Source organism: Enterobacter sp. HK-058-C-ECC, from assembly GCF_047531125.1.
GTDB classification, from domain to species: Bacteria; Pseudomonadota; Gammaproteobacteria; order Enterobacterales; family Enterobacteriaceae; genus Enterobacter; species Enterobacter quasiroggenkampii.
This window is the reverse complement of the sequence record NZ_JBLKCH010000010.1, coordinates 139008-156193: the sequence shown is the minus strand read 5'-3', so window position 1 is coordinate 156193 and position 17186 is coordinate 139008. Positions and strand designations below refer to the sequence as shown.

Here is a 17186-nt window from a genome sequence, read left to right as displayed (position 1 = left end):
AACTCAGAAGTGAAACGCCGTAGCGCCGATGGTAGTGTGGGGTCTCCCCATGTGAGAGTAGGGAACTGCCAGGCATCAATTAAGAAGAACCCCGTACCGTAAGGTGCGGGGTTTTTTGCTTTGTGCGTCAGAAATCATGCCGGATGGTTTTGTAGGCCCGGTAAGCGCAGCGCCACCGGGCATGGCAGACCGCACGATCCCACGGTAAAAAGAAGCAAGAATACTAAAGAAGGGATTTATAAACGCAGAAAAGCAAAAACCCAGCCATAGGCTGGGTTCTTTAAATAGTGGTGCCCGGACTCGGAATCGAACCAAGGACACGGGGATTTTCAATCCCCTGCTCTACCGACTGAGCTATCCGGGCAACGGAGCGCATTAAACCGCAATCGCGCCTTATCGTCAACATTATTTCGGGAAAAGCTGTTCAATTGCTTAACTTTGCGGCAATCTGATGGTTTACGCGTCGAATAGGGCAAATTTAACAGGCTCGCTTACGTCAACGCACCGCCCATACGGCACTGAGCAAAGCGTAGAATATCTTCCGCCAGTCGGTGCGCCGTATCCACGTCGGCCTGGCTACGGTTCACCAGCATGCGGCTCAGGCAGCCCTCCAGCACCAGCTCCATCTGTTTCGCCACCATTGCCGGGTCATCCACTTCAAGACGGGTCAGCAGTTCGTGAGTGAAGTCATGCGCAGCCCGTTTTTGCTGATCCGCCAACTGGTGGACAGGATGGTCGGGATCGGGATAGAACGTACAGGCCGCAATAAACAGGCAACCCGGATAGCGATTGTTGCTGACACATTCCGTCAGGGCGGTATAGCGCGCCAGCAGCTTTTGTTCCGCAGTCAGCTCTTCATTCAGCATCAGTTGCCTGCGCCAGATATCAACCTGCTGGCTGAGATAGCGTAGAGCATCATAAACGAGCGCCTCTTTATCCGGCCAGAAGCGCTTAAGATCATCCAGGGGGTAATCGATACGGTCGGCTACCATCTCAAGCGTGGTGCTGGCGATCCCATAAATCTCAAGTAATTGCAGGGCTTGTCCCAGTACGTCTTCGCGTTGCACGGTTGTCTCCTCCGCTATTCCCAACGGTGTGTTACGTTTACAGTGTTGTTTACGGTTGGCGATTGCGCAAATGCGCGCTGAATGCCGCGGCATCCATAAAGCCGGTTATACGCTGTTCTGGCTGCTCCTGCCCCTGTTGATTGAAGAACAGGATGGTTGGCAGCCCGAGCACGTTAAGCTGCTTCAGCAGAGCCTTATCCTGCGCATTATTGGCGGTTACGTTCGCCTGGAGCAGAACAGTCTCTTTCAGGGCGTTTTGTACCTGAGGATCGCTAAAGGTGTATTTTTCAAACTCTTTGCAGGCGACGCACCAGTCGGCATAGAGATCGAGCATCACCGGCTTGCCTTTTGCCTGTGCGAGCGCGCTGTTGAGCTCATCAACGTTCTTAATCTGGATGAAGTTCAGATGCGCCTGCGTCTGGCCGACCGGCGAGCCGAACGCCCAGTCCTGAAGAGGACGCACGCTCACCAGCGCGGCGGCGAGCAGGAGGATTTGCACCAGGCGCATCCACGCTTTTTTCGCCCCCAGACTGACGATAAACGCCCAGGAGAAGAACGCTACGCCGAGCATCGCCCACAGGCGAGTGCCCCACACGTCACCCGTAATACGTTCCAGCAGGAACACCGGCAGCGCCAGAATGACAAAACCAAACGCGGTTTTCACCGTCTCCATCCACGGGCCGCTCTTCGGCAGCAGGCGATTGCCGAAAACCGTAACCAGAATCAGCGGCAGGCCCATGCCCAGCGCGTAAAGGTACAGCGTACCGCCGCCAAGCCACAGATTGCCGCTCTGGGCAATATAGAGCAGGATGGCGCTCAGCGGTGCGGTGGTGCAAGGGGAGCAAATCAGTCCGGCGATGGCCCCCATCATAAACACGCCGCCTGCCGAACCACCCTGCTGGCGATTACTCATCAGCGTTAAGCGGGTTTGCAGAGCTGACGGTAACTGCAGCGTGAACAGGCCAAACATCGACAGTGCCAGCAGGATAAATATCGCCGACAGGCCAATCAGCACATAAGGGTGCTGAAGGGCGGCCTGGAACTGCAACCCGGCAGCGGCGACCACAAGGCCGAGTGCCGTGTAGGTCAGCGCCATACCCTGCACGTAAATAAAGGCCAGCAGCAGCGCGCGGGCGGTGGAAAGGCGCTGTTTGCCGCCCAGCACAATGCCAGAGATGAGCGGATACATCGGCAGCACGCACGGCGTAAAGGCAATGCCAATGCCAATCAGTAAGGCCCACAGCGCGGAGAACGGAAGGTCAGCGGGAGCTTCACGCTTCTCGCCCGAAGGAAGAGGGGGAACCGTGGCAGAGGCTTTCACCTCACTAAGCGGAACTACCTTTGTTTCAGGCGGATAGCAGAATCCGGCATCCGCGCATCCCTGATAGGTCACCGTCAGGGTCGCACCTTTATCCGCCTGATTCACCGTAACAGGCACGCTCAGGTGCTGGCGATAGATTTCGCTTTTGCCGTAAAACTCATCTTCATGCCACTCGCCAGAGGGCATCTGTAAAGCGCCCACGCTGGCCTGAGCAGGCGTAATGCTTACCTGCTTGCGATAGAGGTAATAGCCCTCTTTCACCTGCCAGTTAAGCGTAAGGTCATGCTGGTTTTGCTGAAAATCGAAAACAAACGCCTGGTCGGCAGGGATGAAGTTCGAACGGCCGGGCGCGTCAAACAACCCGGCAAAAGCTGATGTGCTGCACAGCAGCAGGATCAGCGTAAGGAAGCGTTGAGCCATGAGAGATAGTCGTTATCGCCATGAACCACTGGCAGGACCAGCAGCTCCGGGGTTTGGTAAGGATGATGAGATTTGAGGCAGTCCAGGAGTGCCTGCTGATTCGCCAGATTGGTTTTGAGCAACATCTGGACTTCGTACTCTTGCTCCAGCTTACCTTCCCAGTAGTAAAGAGAGGTCGCGCCGGGGAGGAGCGTGACGCAGGCTGCCAGTTTTTCGGCCAGCACTTTGGCGGCGAGATCCTGGGCAGAGGCTTCATCAGGGGCGGTACACAGTACGACAACGGCATCAGGCGTGTTCACAAGTCGACCTCCTCATCACGAAAGGTTTCACTATATCACGCAAGGCGGTTGGTCATTAATGAAACGGGCCGCAGAGCGGCCCGATTTTAACTATTTTTACAACCGGGAACGGTTTACAGCACCACGCCACCGATGATAAAGCCGAGGATCACGCAGAGTGAAATGGCGACCACGCCCGGGATCAGGAACGCATGGTTAAACACATACTTACCGATACGGGTTGAGCCGGTGTCGTCCATCTCAACGGCCGCCAGCAAGGTTGGGTAGGTAGGCAGCACGAACAGGGCAGAAACAGCAGCAAACGAGGCGATAGCGGTTAACGGGGTGACGCCCAGCATCAGAGCCGCAGGCATCAGCGCTTTGGTGGTCGCTGCCTGAGAGTAAAGCAGGGTAGCCGCAAAGAACAGCACGACCGCCAGCAGCCATGGGTAGTTATGCAGCAGGTCGCCTGCTACGGTCTGAATGTCGCTAATGTGCGCTTTCACGAAGGTGTCACCGAGCCACGCCACACCCAGCACGCACACGCAGGCGCTCATACCGGATTTGAAAGTGCTGGCGTTCAGCACTTCGCTGGTGTCAATTTTACAGGTGATGCTAATCAGCGTTGCGATGGTCAGCATGAACACCACAATCGCTTCGTTACGCGGCAGGACCGGGTTCTGGATCAGCCCCACGGTATCGCTGATGGCGGTCGCATAGAACATGACGGCGACAATCCCAATCAGGAACAGCAGCACGGAGCGTTTCGCATGTGGCTTCAGTTCGAAGACCTGGCTGCCGCGCAGGCTCACTTCACCTTTTGCCAGACGCTCCTGATAAACCGGATCGTCTTTCAGTTCAGCGCCGAGGAAGTTGCACAGCACAGCGGTAATCATCACCGCAATCAGCGTCACCGGGATACAAATCGCCAGCAGCGTCAGGTAGCTCACGCCCATCGGCTCCAGGATACCGGCGAAGAAGACCACCGCCGCGGAAATCGGCGAGGCGGTAATGGCGATCTGGGACGCGACGACGGCAATAGAGAGCGGACGCGATGGACGGATACCCTGTTCTTTCGCCACTTCGGTAATCACCGGTAACGTGGAGAAAGCGGTGTGGCCAGTACCGGCGAGAATGGTCATAAACCAGGTCACCAGCGGAGCAAGGAAGGTAATGTATTTAGGGTGGCGGCGTAGCATGCGCTCCGCCAGGCTTACCAGGTAGTCCATACCGCCTGCCACCTGCATGGCGGCAATAGCGGCAATAACAGCCATGATGATTTCGATAACATCGAACGGGATAGCGCCGGGTTTAATCTGAAAGATAAGGGTAAGAACGAGCACTCCAAGACCGCCGGCAAAACCGATGCCGATACCCCCGAGTCGTGCTCCCAAATAAATCGCCAACAAGACGATGACGAGTTCTGCTCCAAACATAAGGACCTGCCTTGCTTATTAACAAGTTGATATTGAATTGTTGTATTTTGGTAACACCTAAAAAGAAAAAAGGCACGTCACAAGTGACGTGCCTTAAGAAGCCTAGCCTGAACGGTTACTGTTCGCTTTCATCGGTATATCGTTTCGCTTTATATGCCGGGTGCATCAGGTTTTGGGCCGAGAAGATATCGTCCAGCTCGGCTTCGGTCAACAGCCCGCGCTCCAGCACCACTTCACGCACGCTCTTACCGGTTTCGGCACAAATCTTACCGACGATGTCGCCGTTGTGGTGGCCGATGAACGGGTTGAGGTAGGTGACGATCCCGATGGAGTTATAGACATAACCTTCACAGACTTCTTTATTCGCCGTGATGCCGTTAATGCATTTTTCCAGCAGGTTGTAGCAGGCGTTGGTCAGAATGTGGATAGATTCAAACATCGCCTGGCCAATTACCGGCTCCATCACGTTCAGTTGCAGCTGACCCGCTTCAGAGGCCATGGTTACGGTCGTATCGTTACCGATGACTTTAAAGCAAACCTGATTCACCACTTCTGGCACGACCGGGTTCACTTTGGCCGGCATGATGGATGAACCCGCCTGCAGTTCTGGCAGGTTGATTTCATTCAGGCCAGCGCGCGGACCGGAAGAGAGCAGGCGCAGGTCGTTACAGATTTTGGACAGTTTCACCGCCAGACGTTTCAGCGCGCTGTGTACCATGACGTAGGCGCCGCAGTCAGAGGTCGCTTCAATCAGGTCTTCTGCAGGCACAACCGGCAGGTTGGACACTTCAGCCAGCTTCTGTACCGCCAGTTGCTGATAGCCATCCGGGGTGTTCAGACGCGTACCGATGGCGGTGGCGCCCAGGTTCACTTCCAGCAGCAGCTCGGAGGTACGCAGCAGGTTTTTGGTCTCTTCGTTCAGCAGTACGTTAAACGCGTGGAATTCCTGACCGAGGGTCATCGGCACCGCATCCTGCAGCTGGGTACGACCCATTTTCAGAATGTCCTGGAACTCAACCGCTTTACGCTGGAAGCCATCGCCCAGCTGGTTGATCGCATCCACCAGTTTCACCACGGAGGCATACACCGCAATACGGAAGCCGGTTGGGTAGGCGTCGTTGGTGGACTGGCATTTGTTGACGTGGTCGTTCGGGTTCAGGTACTGGTATTCACCTTTCTGGTGACCCATCAGCTCCAGGCCAATGTTTGCCAGTACTTCGTTGGTATTCATGTTGACGGAGGTGCCCGCGCCGCCCTGATAGACGTCAACCGGGAACTGATCCATGCATTTGCCGTTGTTCAGCACTTCATCGCAGGCCGCGATAATCGCATTTGCCGCGCTTTTAGGAATGGTTTGCAGCTCTTTGTTGGCCAGGGCTGCGGCTTTCTTCACCATCACCATGCCACGAACAAACTCAGGGATGTCACTGATTTTGCTGTTGCTGATGTAGAAGTTTTCAATCGCTCTCAGAGTGTGGACACCGTAGTAGGCATCCGCTGGAACTTCCCTGGTACCCAACAAGTCTTCTTCGATACGAATGTTGTTTAACATGTGAACCTTCTTTTCAAGCTGCCGATGGATTGTACTAAACACACAGTATTTATGTGGTTTTGAATATTTTATGGCCGACGATTATTCCCTCAATCAGCCAGATGCTCGAGATCATATGCTGATGATAGCGAATTGCCGTAAGCTGGATCACTTATTATCGAGCCGATTCCATGATAATTATTAATCTGTGAAATGGGTCACCGCTTTAATATTTCCAAAAAAAATATCCGTGCAAACTGATTGAATTTTCGCTAACCGTCACCATCTCATACAAACGCGCGTCGCGAACACATTCAGACAGGGGCCTGATAGCCTCTGCCACACAGGAGATGCCAGTGCGCTGGATACCGTTTATTGCTTTCTTTCTCTATGTTTACATTGAGATTTCCATTTTCATCCAGGTTGCCCATGTGCTGGGCGTCCTGCTGACGTTGATTCTGGTGATTTTCACCTCCGTCATCGGCATGTCGCTGGTGCGTAATCAGGGTTTCAAAAATTTCCTGATAATGCAGCAGAAGATGGCCGCAGGCGAAAGCCCGGCGGAAGAGATGATCAAAAGCGTGTCTTTGATTATTGCGGGGCTGCTGCTGATTCTGCCAGGGTTCTTCACCGATTTCCTCGGCCTTCTGCTGCTACTGCCGCCGGTGCAAAAACACCTCACCATGAAGCTGCTGCCGCATCTGCGCTTTAGCCGTATGCCCGGCGGTGGGTTCAGCACCGGGCCAGGCGACACGTTTGAAGGGGAATATCAGCGTAAGGATGAACAGCACGACCGTCTGGATCACAAAGACGATCGGTGATTTTGTTGCCCGGTGGCGCTTCGCTTACCGGGCCTACTAAAGCGCCAGCCACAACACCGCCAGCATGACGATGGCATACACGCTCTTCCATCCCACCATCGCCAGCAGCAGCAGGCACAGCAGCCCCCCAATAACCGCCAGTGCTTTATAACGGCCTTTCAGCAAACGGCAGCCCGCCAGCATACACAGCAGGTAGATCATAATAAAAATGCCGTTGGCATAGACGAGCAGCGTATCCAGATTGATCTTCAGGGCGTAAATGCACAGCGTACTCAGCACGCAGCAGCCCAGTACGGCATTCAGGGCATTCAGCGGCAGCTGGCGTTTAGACAGGCGCGCGAGGCGGTTATCAGGTTTATCCAGCGCCTGCGACCACACCAGACGGGCAAAGCTCTGGATATAAATGTTGAGGCTGGCAAAACAGGCCAGATAGCCGATGACGCAGGCGATCCACAGCGCCTTCACACCAAACAGTTCAACCACGATACCCGGCAGCGATGCCGCGGCGGCGAGATCCGCGCCGAACGCGTGGAAGTGCAACACCAGCACGGTACACGCCCAGTAGACCGTACCCGCCAGCAGCAGGCCGATCATCAGCGCGCGCGGGAAATCACGTTCAGGTTGCTTAAATTCCGACGCCAGATGGGCAAAGGCTTCCAGACCGACAAAACACCAAAACATGACGGAGAGCGCGGCAAAAAGCTGCGCGTGGTCGACGTCTGTTACCGCCGGGAAGGGAATCTCCTTTACGGTGATATCGCCCGCCCACCAGATAGCGGCCACAAGCGCGACAATCAGCACTGCAACCAGCGTCTGCAGGTTGGCGCTGGAGCTGGCGCCGCGTGAGCCCACCCACCAGACGATAGCCAGCGTCCCCAGCTCGGCCAGCAACAGCTGCTCGTGATGCCAGCCAAACAGCGCCTGCCCAAAGCCTGTCGCAATATGCAACGCCGCCGGGAGGCCAACCGGAATGACGGAGAGAAACAGCCAGCCGGTCACTCGCTCCAGCCGTGCGCCAAAGGCCAGGCCGACAAAGTGCGCCACGCCGCCCGCGCTGGGAAAATGCCGCCCCAGGATGGCAAACACAATGGCTATCGGGAAAACCAGTACAATCAACACCGGCCACGCCCACAGGCTGTTATTTCCTGCCACCAGCGCCGCCAGTGCGGGTACGGCAAACACGCCCGTACCTAACAAGGAGGTTGAGAGCAGGCCAACGCCCTGCGCCAGCCCCAACTCCTGCTTGAGTCCACTCATTGACATCGCCCTGCCAATACCAAAAGAGAGGCGATGGTAACACTTTCGCAAATTTTTTTTTCAACTCCCCCTTGAAGGGGTAAAAAGCTATCCCCATCTCTCAGGGCACTAGTCGGAAAACCGCATGCGGGCCGGCGTCATCCATAACTGATAATGACTTTCTCAAAGGAGAGCTATCAATGAGTATTCGTCCGTTACATGATCGTGTGATCGTCAAACGTAAAGAAGTTGAAACCAAGTCTGCTGGCGGCATCGTTCTGACCGGTTCTGCAGCAGCCAAATCAACGCGTGGCGAAATCATCGCTGTCGGTAAGGGCCGCATCCTGGAAAACGGAACTGTGCAGCCGCTGGACGTTAAAGTTGGTGACATCGTAATTTTCAACGATGGCTACGGCGTGAAATCCGAGAAGATCGACAATGAAGAAGTGTTGATCATGTCCGAGAGCGACATTCTGGCAATTGTTGAAGCGTAATTTACGCACGAGAATTTGAGGAAATAAGAACATGGCAGCTAAAGACGTAAAATTCGGTAACGACGCTCGTGTAAAAATGCTCCGCGGCGTAAACGTACTGGCAGATGCAGTTAAAGTGACCCTGGGCCCGAAAGGCCGTAACGTAGTGCTGGATAAATCCTTCGGCGCGCCAACCATCACCAAAGATGGTGTTTCTGTAGCACGTGAAATCGAGCTGGAAGACAAGTTCGAAAACATGGGCGCGCAGATGGTGAAAGAAGTTGCCTCTAAAGCGAACGACGCTGCAGGCGACGGTACCACCACCGCGACCGTTCTGGCGCAGGCGATCATCACCGAAGGTCTGAAAGCCGTTGCGGCGGGCATGAACCCAATGGATCTGAAACGTGGTATCGACAAAGCTGTCGCCTCCGCTGTTGAAGAACTGAAAGCGCTGTCCGTACCGTGCTCTGACTCTAAAGCCATTGCTCAGGTAGGTACCATCTCCGCTAACTCCGACGAAACCGTGGGTAAACTGATCGCGGAAGCGATGGATAAAGTCGGTAAAGAAGGCGTGATCACCGTTGAAGACGGTACCGGTCTGGAAGACGAACTGGACGTGGTTGAAGGTATGCAGTTCGACCGCGGTTACCTGTCCCCATACTTCATCAACAAGCCAGAGACTGGCGCTGTTGAGCTGGAAAGCCCGTTCATCCTGCTGGCTGACAAGAAAATCTCCAACATCCGCGAAATGCTGCCAGTGCTGGAAGCCGTTGCGAAAGCAGGCAAACCGCTGGTTATCATCGCTGAAGACGTTGAAGGCGAAGCGCTGGCGACCCTGGTGGTTAACACCATGCGCGGCATTGTGAAAGTGGCTGCGGTTAAAGCACCTGGCTTCGGCGATCGCCGTAAAGCGATGCTGCAGGATATCGCTACCCTGACTGGCGGTACCGTCATCTCCGAAGAGATCGGTATGGAGCTGGAAAAAGCGACCCTGGAAGACCTGGGTCAGGCGAAACGCGTTGTGATCAACAAAGACACCACCACCATCATCGATGGCGTGGGTGAAGAAGCCGCTATTCAGGGCCGTGTTGCTCAGATCCGTAAGCAGATCGAAGAAGCGACTTCCGATTACGACCGTGAAAAACTGCAGGAGCGCGTAGCGAAACTGGCAGGCGGCGTTGCGGTAATCAAAGTCGGTGCTGCGACCGAAGTTGAAATGAAAGAGAAAAAAGCTCGCGTTGACGATGCCCTGCACGCGACCCGTGCTGCGGTAGAAGAAGGCGTGGTTGCAGGTGGTGGCGTTGCGCTGGTGCGCGTTGCCGCTAAACTGGCTGGCCTGACTGCTCAGAACGAAGACCAGAACGTGGGTATCAAAGTTGCGCTGCGCGCAATGGAAGCCCCTCTGCGTCAGATCGTGTCTAACGCCGGTGAAGAGCCATCTGTGGTGGCGAACAAGGTTAAAGCGGGCGAAGGTAACTACGGTTACAACGCTGCAACCGAAGAATACGGCAACATGATCGACTTCGGTATCCTGGACCCAACTAAAGTGACCCGTTCTGCTCTGCAGTACGCGGCCTCTGTTGCTGGTCTGATGATCACCACCGAGTGCATGGTGACCGACCTGCCAAAAGGCGATGCGCCTGACTTAGGTGCTGCTGGTATGGGCGGCATGGGCGGAATGGGTGGCATGATGTAATCATGTTGTTCTGAACCTCTCAGAACGAACCCCGGGCAGAAATGCCCGGGGTTTTTTATTGCGTGCTATTCGAAAGTCCCTTTGACGCATACGGCACCTTCACGCACCATCTGTCGGCCTTTGGCCCAGACGTCGCGGATCTGCAGGTCATCCGTTAGCACCAGGAAATCGGCATCGCATCCGGGCGCGATCCGGCCCTTATGTTCCAGACCGAGAAATGCCGCCACGTTTTGCGTAAACGGAAGAAGCGCCTCTTCCAGCGGCAACTGATGTCGGTTGACCAGCTGTTGCAGGGTTTCGAGCAGGGATTCGAACCCCGCCACGCCTATACCCACCAGATTGCCGCTCTCATCAAATTTCGGCTGGCTGCCGTTACCGTCAGAACTGAGCGTAAGCCGGTTAAACGGCACTTGCGCCTCGCGGGCCATCACGATGGCGCTGGCGGCGTCAATCGGTTCGCTGATGCTGGTCGTGATGTCGATAAAGCCGCCTTCGCGGGCATAGTTCAGCGCGGCATGGAACAGCGCCTGGGCGCGGTTAACGTGGGTTGGCAGCAGTTTTACGCGGGGAACGTCGGCGTTATGCAGGATGCTTAATAGCGGCTCCAGCAGCTTTGGGCTGTTGCCGAGGTGAAACACGGATATGCCCGCTTTGGCACCCAACAGCCCACCTACGCGAGACTGGGCAGCCATACTGGCGAGCTGGTGGTCTGCTGGCGCGGAAGAACGATGGTCAGAGATTGCGCATTTCACGCCGATAATTTTGTCTATCAGCGCCACGTCTTTTTCGACACTGCCGGTGATTGTCGGTGAAGGCAGCCCGTACGCGCCCGTCAGCATCCATGCGCTGATCCCTTCATGTTCGAGCGCCCGCGTTTTTGCCAGCAGCGATTCAGGATGGCGGGTTACGCCGTCGGTGCCGAGCAGGCCAACAACGGAGGTGATGCCTGCGGCCACGAGTGCAGACAGGCGAACCTCAGGCGTGCGGGTGTGAGGGCCTGCCTCACCGCCGCCCCCGATCAAATGCACATGCTGGTCGATAAACCCCGGGCAAACCACCGCCCCGGCGAGATCGCTTTCCGGGCAGTCTGGCCTCGTTGTTCCCTGGCTCGCTTTTTCGATCGCCACGATTTTCCCCGCAGCGATCAGCAGATCGCAACGTCCTTTATCCTCCGGAGCGAAGAGATGCGCGTTGCGGAAAAGGTGGGGGGTCAGCACTGAAAAATCCATTTTTATCTCCTCAGAAGAGTAGCTGCATCACCCACATTGAGAGAAGGGCATTAATGACGCAAAGAGTAATAATATGCGGATAATATTTTGGGTTCACGCCGGCGGTCCCCAGGCAGCGACCGGTGTTTTGCACCGGATTGCCCATCAGATAGATGGCCGGCAGCAGGATGGTAGCATCGTGGCCGTTGAGCGTGCCGGCGGCGACCAGGCTGGCGCAGACGCCCACGCCGCCTCCCATACTCATCACCGAGGCCAGAAGAACCGTTGCCGCCGCGCCCGGAAGGCCCCACAGCGCCATAATCGGCTCACATAGTTTGCCGACAATATCCAGCAGGCCGGTGACCTTGAGCGCCTGAATGATGACAAACGCCATGACGACGTTCGGCAACAGGCTGGTGGTGGCGATGGTAAAGCCGCGGCGGGCGCCATCAATAAACATATCCATGATATTTTTACGCGGCTGGGCGATCATGTTCTTCCTCCTGAAGACGATTTTCCATGTGGGCGATCCACAGGCGCAGGATGTTCGCGCCAACAAACTTAAACACCAGAATGACGGCCAGCGGCGTAATTACCGGGACGGTAATGAAGGTGAAGAGCGCGGCACCGGAAGAAAAATAGTTGGTAATGATGGCGCTACCGCTGGTCTGGAAGGTGGCGAAAATAGCGCGCTCCTGGTCCGTAATCGCGCCTTCATCGGTTAACTCTTTGGTCATCCCTGCCGCCGCATCGGTGTTTTGCAGGTTGGCAATCAGCGCCAGGGAGCAAACGCCCGGCACACCAAGCAGCGGACGTAAAACAGGTGTCATAAGCTGCTGCGCGGCACGCAGCCCGCCCAGACCTTCGGTGACGGCAATAATACCGAGCGATAAAATGACCGAGGGAGCCAGCTCAAGGGCAAACAGAAAACCGTCTTTCGCCCCCGTTCCGCCCGTTCCGCGAAACGTCAGGGCGCCGTTAACCGGGCCAAAGCTGCCGTTTAAGACGGTAAAGTCCAGCACGCGCCACCAGTCAGTGCTTTTTGCGAAAAAACCGGAGAAAAAAACGATGGTCAGCACAAACGCCAGATAGCCCACCCACGTCACTCTTTCCTCTCCTGAGGATGATGCACTCATGTAACCTCCTTTTCGTTGCGTACAAAAGTTGTACGTCGCATCACTAAAAACGATCGGAGAAGAAAACACGATATCCCAAAGGCCAATATCAGAATTCATTTAGGATATCAGGGACGGGATGACTGGAATCAGGCCCGCAGAATTGCTCAACGTTTTTCTTTTGGTCATCTTTTAGGTATAAGATTTACACACGGACAACTACTGTCCAGCTTATTGAAAACGAGGAATAACATGCGCGTAAAAGTCTGTGCAGGGATTGTAGGGGCAGCACTGCTGCTGGCGGGGTGTAGCTCCAGCAATGAGCTGTCGGCAGCGGGCCAGGGCGTTCGCTTTGTGGAAGATAAGCCTGGCACTGAATGCCAGCTGTTAGGCACGGCAACCGGTGAGCAAAGTAACTGGATGTCAGGGCAGCATGGCGAAGAAGGTGGCTCAATGCGCGGTGCGGCGAATGCCCTGCGTAATCAGGCTGCGGCAATGGGCGGCAACGTGATTTACGGCGTAAGCAGCCCAACGCAGAGTATGCTGTCCAGCTTCGTGCCGACCGCCAGCCAGATGACGGGCCAGGTCTATAAGTGCCCAAACTGATGTAATGTGCTGATGGCGCTGCGCCCGGCCCTGTAGGGCAGGTAAGCGTAGCGCCACCTGCCTTTTTAGTGCTGCCGCAGCTGCAAATCCAGCGGCGTCTTGCTCGGCTCTCCGCCAATCTCACGTGCCAGCTTCGGCACCATATAGCCTGAAACCAGCGTTAACAGTTCGCGCATAATCTGCCGGGCTTCTTCATCCGTCACCATGAAATGCGCCGCGCCCTGTACGCGATCCAGCACGTGCAGGTAATACGGCATCACGCCCGCATCAAACAGGGCATTGCTCAGATCGGCCAGCACGCGGGCGCTGTCATTCACGCCGCGCAGCAGCACGCTCTGATTCAGCAGCGTCACGCCCGCTTTACGCAGTCGCGCCATCGCCGCGCAAAACGCATCGTCAATTTCGTTCGCGTGGTTAATATGATTCACCAGCAGCACCTGCAGGCGGGACTGCTCCAGGCGTGACACCAGGTCGTCGGTGATCCGTGCCGGAATGACAATCGGTAAGCGGCTGTGAATGCGCAGGCGCTTAATGTGCGGGATGGCTTCAAGCTGAGTCAGCAGCCAGTCCAGCTCATGATCTTTCGCCATCAGCGGATCGCCGCCGGAAAAAATAATCTCATCCAGCTCCGGATGGGCGGCAATATAGTCCAGCGCGACCTGCCAGTTGCGTTTATTGCCCTGATTTTCGGCGTACGGGAAGTGCCGGCGGAAGCAATAACGACAATTTACCGCACATCCGCCTTTGACCAGCAGCAGGGCGCGGTTGAGATACTTATGCAGTAAACCCGGCACCACGCTGTTCTGCTCTTCCAGCGGATCGGTGCTGTATCCCGGTGCAGTAATGAATTCATCCTGCGAAGTAAGCGTTTGTTTTAATAACGGATCGTCGGGGTTGCCTTTCTCCATCCGCGCCACAAACGCACGGGGAACGCGCAGGGCGAAAAGGCGCTTTGCCTCGCGGCCTGCAAGCAACTCTGGGTGCTGATCGAGGTCTAAAAGACGCAGCAATTCATCAGGACTGGTGATTACATCGGCAAGTTGCGATAACCAATCTTCTCTGGACGGGGTGTTTAGGGTTACAATATGCGCCATTTTGTGGCTTAGCTACCAGTTAACAAATTTAGAGGGCCTTATGGCAACGTACTATAGCAACGATTTTCGTGCTGGTCTTAAAATCATGATGGACGGCGAACCGTACGCGGTTGAAGCCAGCGAATTCGTTAAACCAGGTAAAGGCCAGGCATTCGCACGCGTTAAGCTGCGCCGTCTGCTGACCGGTACCCGTGTTGAGAAAACCTTCAAGTCTACTGACTCTGCTGAAGGCGCTGATGTTGTTGATATGAACCTGACCTATCTGTACAACGATGGCGAGTTCTGGCATTTCATGAACAACTCCACTTTCGAACAGCTCTCTGCTGATGAGAAAGCGGTAGGTGACAGCGCTAAATGGCTGCTGGATCAGGCTGAGTGCATCGTGACCCTGTGGAACGGCCAGCCTATCGCGGTAACCCCACCAAACTTCGTAGAACTGGAAATCGTTGAAACCGATCCAGGTCTGAAGGGTGATACCGCAGGTACCGGCGGTAAGCCAGCCAAACTGTCTACCGGCGCAGTGGTGAAAGTGCCACTGTTCGTACAGACTGGCGAAGTGATCAAAGTGGATACTCGCTCCGGCGAATACGTGTCCCGCGTGAAGTAATTTACGTATGACTGAAGGCGCAGCGCCCGCTGCGCCTGATTTTTGCAGGCAGGGATGATGAAACGTACCGTTAAAATTCTGCTTCTGTTAGCGCTCTCCAGTGCATTACTTTCCGGCTGTAACACCACGCGTGGAATGGGACAAGATATCCAGGATCTGGGTCATATCATTTCTCACGCCGCCAGCTAAGTTCGTCTAATTTTCCTAAAAATGTGTCCTTTTCCGTCAACCGGCGGGATTTTGTCTATCCTTAAGTTGCTATACACAAAACAACTTTGGCTATAAAAGGAAGATATTATGGTTAAGAAGACAATTGCAGCGATCTTTTCAGTCCTGGTACTTTCTTCAGTGTTAACGGCCTGTAATACCACGCGTGGCGTCGGTCAGGATATTTCTGAAGGTGGTAGCGCAATCTCTGGTGCGGCAACAAAAGCTCAGCAGTAACGAATAAACGGTACGGGACCACCCGGGTTTCGTACCGTCAGCTTTCTGATTCCTGCAGGGATAAGAACGGAGAAAAACGCGTATCCATATGTAATTTCATGCGGATATTGCGTTTATAGGTATAAACCGTTTTTCCATTGATACTCAGGTGAGCGGCAATTTTTTGATTGCTCGCGCCGTCCATCCACAATGTCAGCACCTTCTCTTCCTGGCGGGTCAGCAAGGGGGCCGCCGCCGTTGGTCTGTCAGCGCCTGCGCGCGAGCGTAATGCGTCGTTGATAACCGTCGCCACTTCTTTGAGACTGGCGTTTTTCAACAGTGACGACCACACCGGGAACTTCCCAAGCCAGTCGGTCATGCCGCTGTCCTCTCCCGACTGCAGTAAAATAAACGGTAAGCGTTCACTGGCGTTAAGCAGAGAAGAGAGCTGCTGAAAATGGTGAATATCCTGCCTGAAGCCGTACAGGTCAGCGATGACCAGCGCAGGTTTCCATTGCAGAATGTGTTCTCTGGCAAGAAACAGATTATTCAGCCCGGTCACAACGTAGTGTCCCGGGAACAAACCGGAATGATTGAGCCATGCTTCAAACCCCGCGCGGGTGAAGTGACAACGGTCAATCAAAAGAATTTTGAACATATTTTATTCGCAGTCGGCTAGTGGTTTGGCTTCCTGCCATCAGAAAGCACATCATCATAGAGAAGTCGGATGAGTGCTAAAAGCCGGAACTCCGCGCCATACTGCGGCTATTTCTTGCCTTAACGTGTTCAGCAAAAAATGATTGAAAAAAAATAGCACGCTAACCACAATAGGGGGCGTAATCTCTGCCTTACGGGACGACTCGTAAGCGTTTCTTTCACCGGGGACGGCCCCAACTTGCATTAAGTTAAGGAGCCTGACATGTCCTGGATCATTCTTTTTATTGCTGGCCTGCTCGAAGTGGTATGGGCGATTGGTCTCAAGTACACCCACGGATTTACCCGCCTGACGCCCAGCGTCATTACCGTTACCGCCATGATCGTCAGTATCGTTCTGTTATCCTGGGCGATGCGCTCTCTGCCTGTGGGAACGGCTTATGCCGTCTGGACGGGTATTGGCGCGGTGGGGGCTGCCATCACCGGCATTCTGCTGCTTGGCGAGTCAGCGAGTCTGGCGCGTATCGCCAGCCTCGCGTTGATTGTGGCCGGAATCGTTGGGCTTAAGCTCAGTACCCACTAATGGGGCTGTTTTACCCAGATAAGTTTTGACACATCAAACCCTTGCCGGGTCGCGACGTCCAGCATCTGCTGCTTCATTTCGGGTGAAAGAGTTGGCGTGCGGGAGAGTATCCACAGGTAGTCGCGATCCGGCCCGCAGACCAGCGCGTGACGGTACTCTCTGTCGAGCGCGATCACGTTATAGCCGCCATAAAACGGGCCAAAGAAAGAGACCTTGAGCGCGGCTCGCCGCGGGTCGCCAGTGAAGTACGCTTTCCCAACCGACTGCTGCCACATCTCACGATCGGGATTATAGCCCCGGTTGATCACCTGAATACCGCCATCATCCATCGGAGTGTAATTCGCAGTGACCTTCTCTAAGCCCTGCTCAAACCGATGGTCGAGGCGCGCGATTTCATACCATGTTCCAAGGAAGCGTTGTGCATCAAAAGGCGTGACGACGGTAACGCCAGGCGGTGGGGTAGGAGAACTGCAGGCAACCACTAAAAACGCGGCTGTCACCGCGGCGATAACAGGCAGAATGCGCATAGGAGTTTCCTTACTGTTTTTTGTTAAGTGTAGATGACAGCAGGAAAAATGCGGAAGAGTGTGCGGGGTATTTCGCCGCACACTGTGGAT

20 protein-coding genes and 1 tRNA gene are annotated in these 17186 nt (G+C 55.0%); 8 read left to right on the top strand and 13 right to left on the bottom strand.

Features of this window, described 5'->3' with window-relative positions:
- Positions 1–288: 288 nt before the first annotated feature.
- From ACMWJS_RS18440 to aspA, 6 genes are all read right to left on the bottom strand, one after another.
- Positions 289–364, bottom strand: a tRNA-Phe gene (locus ACMWJS_RS18440).
- A gap of 127 nt (positions 365–491) precedes the next feature.
- On the bottom strand, positions 492–1067 hold the full coding sequence (locus tag ACMWJS_RS18435) for a transcriptional regulator (protein ID WP_021240733.1): 576 nt from the start codon (positions 1065–1067) through the stop codon (positions 492–494).
- Between the two features lie 49 nt (positions 1068–1116).
- Positions 1117–2808, bottom strand: a complete 1692-nt coding sequence (locus ACMWJS_RS18430; RefSeq protein WP_414747393.1) for a protein-disulfide reductase DsbD — start codon at positions 2806–2808, stop codon at positions 1117–1119.
- Entirely contained in the window at positions 2784–3107 is a 324-nt protein-coding gene (gene cutA / locus ACMWJS_RS18425; protein ID WP_014168278.1) for a divalent cation tolerance protein CutA, read from the bottom strand. Before cutA ends, ACMWJS_RS18430 begins: the two co-directional genes overlap by 25 nt.
- 113 nt (positions 3108–3220) lie before the next feature.
- Positions 3221–4522 (bottom strand): anaerobic C4-dicarboxylate transporter, encoded by a 1302-nt coding sequence (locus ACMWJS_RS18420; protein ID WP_024907357.1) that lies wholly within the window; start codon positions 4520–4522, stop codon positions 3221–3223.
- Between the two features lie 115 nt (positions 4523–4637).
- Positions 4638–6074 (bottom strand): aspartate ammonia-lyase, encoded by a 1437-nt coding sequence (gene aspA / locus ACMWJS_RS18415; protein ID WP_003855923.1) that lies wholly within the window; start codon positions 6072–6074, stop codon positions 4638–4640.
- A gap of 335 nt (positions 6075–6409) precedes the next feature.
- Here aspA and ACMWJS_RS18410 point away from each other — a divergent pair, with 335 nt between their 5' ends.
- On the top strand, positions 6410–6874 hold the full coding sequence (locus ACMWJS_RS18410; RefSeq protein ID WP_023616652.1) for an FxsA family protein: 465 nt from the start codon (positions 6410–6412) through the stop codon (positions 6872–6874).
- A gap of 36 nt (positions 6875–6910) precedes the next feature.
- On the opposite strand, the gene yjeH is transcribed toward ACMWJS_RS18410, so the two are convergent.
- On the bottom strand, positions 6911–8131 hold the full coding sequence (yjeH, locus tag ACMWJS_RS18405; RefSeq protein ID WP_414747392.1) for an L-methionine/branched-chain amino acid transporter: 1221 nt from the start codon (positions 8129–8131) through the stop codon (positions 6911–6913).
- Between the two features lie 179 nt (positions 8132–8310).
- Here yjeH and ACMWJS_RS18400 point away from each other — a divergent pair, with 179 nt between their 5' ends.
- Both ACMWJS_RS18400 and groL read left to right on the top strand, forming a co-directional pair.
- Complete coding sequence (locus ACMWJS_RS18400) at positions 8311–8604, top strand: co-chaperone GroES (RefSeq protein ID WP_003855929.1); 294 nt, start codon at positions 8311–8313, stop codon at positions 8602–8604.
- 31 nt (positions 8605–8635) lie between these two features.
- On the top strand, positions 8636–10279 hold the full coding sequence (gene groL, locus ACMWJS_RS18395; protein WP_047748209.1) for a chaperonin GroEL: 1644 nt from the start codon (positions 8636–8638) through the stop codon (positions 10277–10279).
- 65 nt (positions 10280–10344) lie between these two features.
- Here groL and iadA read toward each other — a convergent pair whose 3' ends face one another.
- The 3 genes from iadA to ACMWJS_RS18380 are packed head-to-tail and all read right to left on the bottom strand — an operon-like array spanning position 10345 to position 12623.
- Entirely contained in the window at positions 10345–11508 is a 1164-nt protein-coding gene (gene iadA / locus ACMWJS_RS18390) for a beta-aspartyl-peptidase (protein WP_262752773.1), read from the bottom strand.
- A 10-nt stretch (positions 11509–11518) separates the two neighbouring features.
- Positions 11519–11980, bottom strand: a complete 462-nt coding sequence (locus ACMWJS_RS18385) for a YjiG family protein (protein WP_334763474.1) — start codon at positions 11978–11980, stop codon at positions 11519–11521.
- Entirely contained in the window at positions 11961–12623 is a 663-nt protein-coding gene (locus ACMWJS_RS18380) for a nucleoside recognition domain-containing protein (RefSeq protein WP_048027835.1), read from the bottom strand. Before ACMWJS_RS18380 ends, ACMWJS_RS18385 begins: the two co-directional genes overlap by 20 nt.
- A 231-nt stretch (positions 12624–12854) precedes the next feature.
- Between ACMWJS_RS18380 and ACMWJS_RS18375 the strand changes: the two genes are divergently transcribed.
- Positions 12855–13208: a DUF4156 domain-containing protein gene (locus ACMWJS_RS18375; protein WP_045909554.1), complete on the top strand. Its 354-nt coding sequence runs from the start codon at positions 12855–12857 to the stop codon at positions 13206–13208.
- Between the two features lie 65 nt (positions 13209–13273).
- On the opposite strand, the gene epmB is transcribed toward ACMWJS_RS18375, so the two are convergent.
- Entirely contained in the window at positions 13274–14302 is a 1029-nt protein-coding gene (gene epmB / locus ACMWJS_RS18370; RefSeq protein WP_049122278.1) for an EF-P beta-lysylation protein EpmB, read from the bottom strand.
- 40 nt (positions 14303–14342) lie between these two features.
- Between epmB and efp the strand changes: the two genes are divergently transcribed.
- The 3 genes from efp (at position 14343) to ecnB (ending at position 15353) form a co-directional block, all read left to right on the top strand.
- The gene (gene efp / locus ACMWJS_RS18365) at positions 14343–14909 is read left to right on the top strand and encodes an elongation factor P (protein ID WP_008502940.1); all 567 of its coding nucleotides are present in this window, start codon (positions 14343–14345) and stop codon (positions 14907–14909) included.
- 57 nt (positions 14910–14966) lie between these two features.
- Positions 14967–15098 (top strand): entericidin A/B family lipoprotein, encoded by a 132-nt coding sequence (locus ACMWJS_RS18360; protein ID WP_024907352.1) that lies wholly within the window; start codon positions 14967–14969, stop codon positions 15096–15098.
- A gap of 108 nt (positions 15099–15206) precedes the next feature.
- Positions 15207–15353, top strand: coding sequence for a lipoprotein toxin entericidin B (ecnB, locus tag ACMWJS_RS18355; RefSeq protein WP_003025482.1), 147 nt, complete (start codon positions 15207–15209; stop codon positions 15351–15353).
- Positions 15354–15390: 37 nt separating this feature from the next.
- On the opposite strand, the gene ACMWJS_RS18350 is transcribed toward ecnB, so the two are convergent.
- A complete protein-coding gene (locus ACMWJS_RS18350; RefSeq protein ID WP_048027839.1) occupies positions 15391–15990 on the bottom strand; it encodes a response regulator transcription factor in 600 nt (199 codons plus the stop codon).
- Positions 15991–16251: 261 nt separating this feature from the next.
- On the opposite strand from ACMWJS_RS18350, the gene sugE reads away from it, so the two are divergent.
- The gene (gene sugE / locus ACMWJS_RS18345) at positions 16252–16569 is read left to right on the top strand and encodes a quaternary ammonium compound efflux SMR transporter SugE (protein WP_008502938.1); all 318 of its coding nucleotides are present in this window, start codon (positions 16252–16254) and stop codon (positions 16567–16569) included.
- Here sugE and ACMWJS_RS18340 read toward each other — a convergent pair.
- A complete protein-coding gene (locus ACMWJS_RS18340; RefSeq protein WP_262802712.1) occupies positions 16566–17096 on the bottom strand; it encodes a lipocalin family protein in 531 nt (176 codons plus the stop codon). The two genes, sugE and ACMWJS_RS18340, sit on opposite strands and share 4 nt — an antisense overlap.
- Between the last annotated feature and the right edge of the window lie 90 nt (positions 17097–17186).